At 61.1% G+C, this 5,796-nt stretch carries 6 protein-coding genes; 3 read left to right on the top strand and 3 right to left on the bottom strand.

Features of this window, described 5'->3' with window-relative positions:
* On the top strand, window positions 1-867 hold an 867-nt coding region (locus tag GPA_RS11965), incomplete at its 5' end, for a helix-turn-helix transcriptional regulator (protein ID WP_041239571.1).
* 51 nt (window positions 868-918) lie between these two features.
* Here GPA_RS11965 and GPA_RS11970 read toward each other — a convergent pair.
* From GPA_RS11970 to GPA_RS11980, 3 genes are all read right to left on the bottom strand, one after another.
* A complete protein-coding gene (locus GPA_RS11970) occupies window positions 919-2,109 on the bottom strand; it encodes an MFS transporter (RefSeq protein ID WP_015540016.1) in 1,191 nt (396 codons plus the stop codon).
* Window positions 2,110-2,267: 158 nt separating this feature from the next.
* A complete protein-coding gene (locus GPA_RS11975; RefSeq protein WP_041239573.1) occupies window positions 2,268-2,780 on the bottom strand; it encodes a hypothetical protein in 513 nt (170 codons plus the stop codon).
* 38 nt (window positions 2,781-2,818) lie between these two features.
* Window positions 2,819-3,721 carry a carbon-nitrogen hydrolase family protein gene (locus GPA_RS11980; protein ID WP_083809111.1) on the bottom strand — a complete coding sequence of 301 codons (903 nt, stop codon included), beginning with the start codon at window positions 3,719-3,721 and terminating at the stop codon, window positions 2,819-2,821.
* A 247-nt stretch (window positions 3,722-3,968) separates the two neighbouring features.
* Between GPA_RS11980 and GPA_RS11985 the strand changes: the two genes are divergently transcribed.
* Together GPA_RS11985 and GPA_RS11990 are read left to right on the top strand one after the other, a co-directional pair.
* Complete coding sequence (locus GPA_RS11985; RefSeq protein WP_015540019.1) at window positions 3,969-4,658, top strand: TetR/AcrR family transcriptional regulator; 690 nt, start codon at window positions 3,969-3,971, stop codon at window positions 4,656-4,658.
* Between the two features lie 38 nt (window positions 4,659-4,696).
* Complete coding sequence (locus GPA_RS11990; protein WP_015540020.1) at window positions 4,697-5,734, top strand: threonine aldolase family protein; 1,038 nt, start codon at window positions 4,697-4,699, stop codon at window positions 5,732-5,734.
* The last annotated feature ends 62 nt before the right edge of the window (window positions 5,735-5,796 follow it).

Consider the following 5,796-nt stretch of genomic DNA (forward strand, 5'->3'; position numbering starts at 1 on the left):
TTCCTCGCGGCCACGGCCATCGGTATAGGCGTCCTCTCTGTCGTGATCGGTTTGCTGCGCGGCTATCCCAGCGGCGAGGCCATCGCGTTCACGCCGGTGACGCGCGCAGCGTACGGCCTGCTCACCATTGGCATCAGCGGCGCCGTCATCGCGCTGGTCCTGCACGGCCGCCAGCGGGTGCTCACCGTGGGCATCTTCATCGTCATGGAGCTTCTGGCCTGCCTCGCGCTCATTGCCTATGCGGCCTTCCCCGACATGCTGGACATCGGCGCCGTGTTCGCCACCACGCTCAACGCGCTCATGGTGGCGTTCACCTGGTACGTTGTCATCGCGTTCATGAGCTATGGCTGGCGAGACCCGTACTACTACGCCATCGCCGGCTGGCTCGTGTGGCTGGGATGCCGCGCCATCGCGCGCGTCGCGCTGCTGGGGTCGTTCGACCTCGTGCCGAACGAGACGCTCATGAACGCGCTCATGGGGTCGTGCATTGTCGTGTCGGCCCAGGTCATATTCGTGCAATTTCTGAACATCTCCCGACGCGACGTGCAGGAGCACGAGCAGCAGAACGCCCGGCAGGAAAGCGTCCTCGTGAAGATCATGGGACTGGACGAGCACGAGAGCCTGGCCGACGTGCGCCAGGCGTCCATGAGGCACAACGCCGAGGAGATGGGGCGGCAGTTCCTGCTGTCCGACCGCGAGATGGAGGTGCTCGCGCTCTACGCGCTCGGCTACACCCAGAAACGCGTGGCAGAGGAGCTCTACATCACGCCGGGCACCGCCCATGCGCATATCAAGCGCATCTACGCGAAGACCGGCTTGCACTCGCGGCAGGAAATCCTAGACTATATGCAGCAGTACACATCGTAGCATCCTGCGGCAAGCAAGCGGTCGGTCGCGGCAGCTTGCTTAACCGGAACGTCACCTGATCCGGCAGAACGCCATGGCAGCCGTGGCCGCCAAACCTGCTGTGAGTAGCACAGAGCCGCAGAACAACCAGTTCGTCATAGCGGGGCCCAGCAGCATCGGCGTGACAAGCGAACCGAGGAACTCGCCCAAGCACATGGCCAACATGAGCATGCCCGTCGCAACGCCAAGCAGCTCGCGCCGCCCGGCAATCTGGGGCAGCGCCGTGAGGCTCGCCACGGGAACACCGTACCCGATAAAGCCCATAAGCGCAGCCCCCACCCAAAGGAGCGCGTCCGACTGCGTAAGCATCAGGAACGTGGCCGGCCCGCTGACCGCCAAAGCTACCATGAGAAACGGTTTGGTCCGGCCTGTCCGATCTATCAACCGCCCAGCGATCGGGGAAGATGCCGCCGCCAGCAAACCGGGCAACGAACTGGCGAACCCCGACAGGGAGGCGTTCATGCCCTGCCCCTGCAGAAACGTCGGCGCATAGCTGAGCACTGCCAAAATCTCGGCGTTGAACACGACATAGGCGAAGAAGACCAGCAGGGCGCTGGGCCGCACGAGTACTCGGTAATCGCGCCAAGCAACCTGTGACGCTTCGGGGATGGCTGCCTGCAAATTACCGGTGTCTTCCGATGCGGCGTCTCTGCCCGGCACGCGTACGACAGCTGCGAGGAGGACGGCAGCCCCCGCCACGATGGCCGCGTAGGCGAGCCATGTTCCTGTAAGGCCCAACGCCTCGAACACCATCGGGGTTGCAGTCGATCCGATAACCGAGCCGAAGCATATCCAGAGCGCCCAAACACCGTTGACCGTGCCCTGATGCTCGGCGTCCACATACTGCTCGATAGCCAGCGGGCCGGCAACGGAGATGAAAACGAAGGCCACCCCCTCTACCGCACGTGACGCTATCATGAGCCACGCTGATGTCGCCCACGCACCGAGAAAGCTTCCCAAGATAACGATGGCACATCCGAGCAGCAAGACGCTCCTCGGCCCGAGTTTCTTGGCCAACGCACCCGTTGGGAGCGACAGAAAGATACCCATGGCCGTAAATACCGACATAAGCCACGAGCCGGTGGACGTCGTCATGTCGTGGGCGGCCATGATGCTTTCGAAGATACTCGGAACTTTGTACTGCACGATGGCTATGGATGTTCCTACCAACAGTAGCACGAGGCTCAAAACGAGGTAGTTCATGCGGATATGTTGTTCGGCCCTTGGAGCGTTTCGAGGCACGAGTCCTCCTCCTTTCGACTGCTGGGGGGCACCGCGCTCTGAAGCGAAGCGGCCTGTGCTCCCGACATGGAAACGCCCGCCTATGCGCGGGCGTTTCGGGATAGAGACAAGTTCCGTTCCTACGACTCGGGGCTCGGAGCCTTCGAGGGATCGAATCCGCTGATAGCGGCAGTCATCTTCATGGCAAGGGGCAGCATGATCAGCTCGACCACATACCCACTTGCCAGCAGGAACGGGTATACCATGATCCAAGCAGCAAACGTCCCGTCCCAGCCCGCCACCTGAATGTTGTTGATCCACGTGCAGATGAAGCTGATGGACGTGATCATGACGAGGGCAAGCACGGCCACGCTGATGAAGTGCACGCCCACCTTGCTTTTCACCCCCAACGCACCTGCAAGTTTTTGCCCCCAAGCCAAACCGGGAACATGGTCGCCCACAAACTCGCCGACGCAGAAGCTGGTGACGAATGACACGAGGAAGCCGAGCGGCGTGAAGATGGGCAGAGCCTCGTTGCCGGGCAGGTTCTGCACAGTCCAGAGAACGTAAATGCTCAAGATCGCGCACATGATAATGTTCATGACACCGTTGACGATACGGCCAAAGCCGCTGGGGCCTTTGAGGGGATTCATAATCCGCTCCTTTCGATTAGACGTATCAGGCGAAGCGTTTACTCGGTGAACTGGCCGATATCGCCAGAGATAGGGTTGCGCCGGTTCGGCTTGACCAGCTCACCATAGGTAGCTGGCTTGCGATCCTTCAGCAAGTCGGAGCCCGCCATAGAGGCGATGCGCGCCTTCGCAATCTCGCCGTGCACGTCCACGTCGGCCACGGCCATACCCTCCTCGAAACCGGTAGTCGCACATACCTGCATGGGATTGGGGCCGATGATGCGGCTGTGCCCCATTTCGAAGGGGCCGCTCACGCAGGAGTCCACGAAGAAGCACATGTTTTCGAGCGCGCGGGCGAAACTGAACACGTTACCGGCCTTGTAGTCGTTGTCGTCCTCGCTGGTTTCGATTGAGGGCCATGCGGTGGGACATAGGAGGATGTCGGCGCCCTTGAGGGCCAAGGTTCGCGCCACTTCGGGGTAGGCCTTGTCGAAGCAGATCATAAGGCCGACCTTTCCGATCCGCGTGTCGAACACCGGATAATCGCCCTCTCCTGGGTACATCATGATGCGCTCCGTCAGGGGCAGATGCACCTTGCGGTACTTGCCCACGTAACCCTCGGGACCCACGAGCACGAGCGTGTTGTAGATCATGTCCCAACTCTCGTGGCTCTGCTCGGTCATGCCCCAGGCGATGTATATATCGTGCCTCACAGCCAGTTCTGCGAAGTAATGCACCGAGTCGCCCTCCGGCACCAGCTCGGCCGTCTCATGCTGATAGAAGGCATCCTGCGGATCGAACACGAACATGGGCTTCTCTGGCAAACCGCCCAACGCGAGCTCGGGAAAAAGGATCAGATCGACGTCCTTTTCTGCCGCCTCCTCGATGAACGTCGTCATTTTCGCCTTGTTTTCCGCCTTGTCGCGAGCCAAGTCCATTGCAACGCTTGCAATCACTGCCATTCCTACCCCTCCCCGTTCGAATGGTTGTTCCAAAAATTGAGCGTACTCAATTTCTATGTGCCTAATATTACGCTCCTCATGCGGAGATGTAAATACCGAATTTAATCGTTTCTCAAAATTTGAGTATACTCATATTTTGCTTCACGGGCCTCCACGCGCGCCGGTTGGGCTTTAAGCCGATTCACGTCGGTTTTCATGTCGCGATGGGCGATAATGTGTCTCGCATAGACGAGGGATGGAGATTCGTATGGTCAAGCTCAAAGCGGGCAAGAAAAAGAAGAACCTGATTATCGACGTGTGCAAGAAGCTGTTCTACCGTAAGGGCTATGCAAACACCACATACGACGATATCTGCAAGAAGGCAGACATCCCGCCGGGAAGTATCACTTACCATTTCCGCGGCAAACGGGACATCGCAGCGGTCATCGATGCGGAATACGAGGCCCAGAACAAAATATATATCGAGAAGATGTGCGGCAAAGCCTACGATAAGACCACGCTCATGGCCATCGAGAACTTCCATATGTGGAAGCGCAACTTCGAAGATGATAACCTCAGGCGCTTCCTGCTCGATATCTCCACCGAGCGCCTGCCCTCGTTCTCGGCCCTCGACACCGTGAAATACTATTACCAATGCGTGATCGACGACCAGGGCATCGAGGGCATTGACGACCGTGAGCTCAATCTTCTCGTACCGGCCCAGTTGGGAATGTCTGATGCCCTTCTCTTGGCTACGGCAAACGATCCCGACGAGTATACCTGGGAAGACGCTGCCGAGTTCGGCATACGCTTCTTCCTCCGCCAGCTGGGCATGCACGATGACAAAATCAAGGGGATCATCCAAGAAGGCAAGACGATATTCGATACGCTGCCCATTGACAACCGCTACTACATCGACTTCGCATACGACGATAAGTACGTCAAAAAGATCGGTTAACTCATACGCACAGAGCAGGAAGGAACGGAACGAATATCATGCTGCACTTCGACAGCGACTATATGGAGGGCGCGCATCCGGCCATTATCGAGCGGCTGGCGGCCACGAACCTCGACCAGACGAGCGGCTACGGCACCGACGAGGTGTGCGAGCGCGCCCGCCAGCGCATCCGGGAGGCGTGCGCGTGCCCAGAGGCGGCCGTGTACTTCCTGGTGGGAGGCACGCAGGCGAACGCCGCGGTGGCCGACCAGATCCTCCGGCCGTGGGAGGGCATCGTGTCAGCCACGACCGGCCACATCACCGCGCACGAGGCGGGCGCGGTGGAGGCGTGCGGGCGCAAGACGCTGCCGCTGCCGCAGCACGACGGCAAGCTGGACGCGGCCGAGGTGCGCGCGTACTGCGAGGCGTACTGGGCCGACGAGAACCGCGAGCACATCGTGGCGCCGGGCGCGGTGTATATCTCGCATCCTACCGAGTACGGCACCGTGTACTCGCTCGTCGAGCTCGAGGCGCTCTCGCAGGTGTGCCGCGACTTCGGCATGCGGCTGTTCATGGACGGCGCGCGCCTGGGCTACGGCCTGGCCGCCGTGGGAGCCGATGTCGCGCTGCCCGACATCGCGCGTTTGTGCGACGCGTTCTACATCGGCGGCACGAAGGTGGGCGCGCTGTGCGGCGAGGCTGTGGTGTTCACGAAGCCGGGGCTCGACGACCACTTCTTCACGCTCATGAAGAAGCGTGGGGCGCTCTTGGCGAAGGGGCGCTTCCTGGGGCTGCAGTTCGACGTGCTGTTCGAGGAGGAAGACGGCGGGCTGCGCTACGAGAACGCCGGCCGCCACGCCGTGGCGCTCGCGCAGCGCCTGGCCGAGGGCTTCCGCGCGAAGGGCTACGACCTGCACCTCGACTCGCCCACCAACCAGCAGTTCGTCGTGCTGGACGACGACGCCAAGGCGCGCCTGGCAGAGCACGCGTCGTTCGGCTTCTGGGAGCTCGCGCCGGACGGCCGCACCGTCGTGCGCTTCGCGACCAGTTGGGCCACGCGGCCCGAGGCCGTGGACGAGCTGCTGGCGCTGCTGTAGGAGGAGGGGGCTGCCGTGCCCGATCTGATCGCGATAGCCGAGCGCCTGGCCGAGCGCCCGCC

Origin of the sequence: Gordonibacter pamelaeae 7-10-1-b, from assembly GCF_000210055.1 — a bacterium.
Lineage (GTDB): Bacteria > Actinomycetota > Coriobacteriia > Coriobacteriales > Eggerthellaceae > Gordonibacter > Gordonibacter pamelaeae.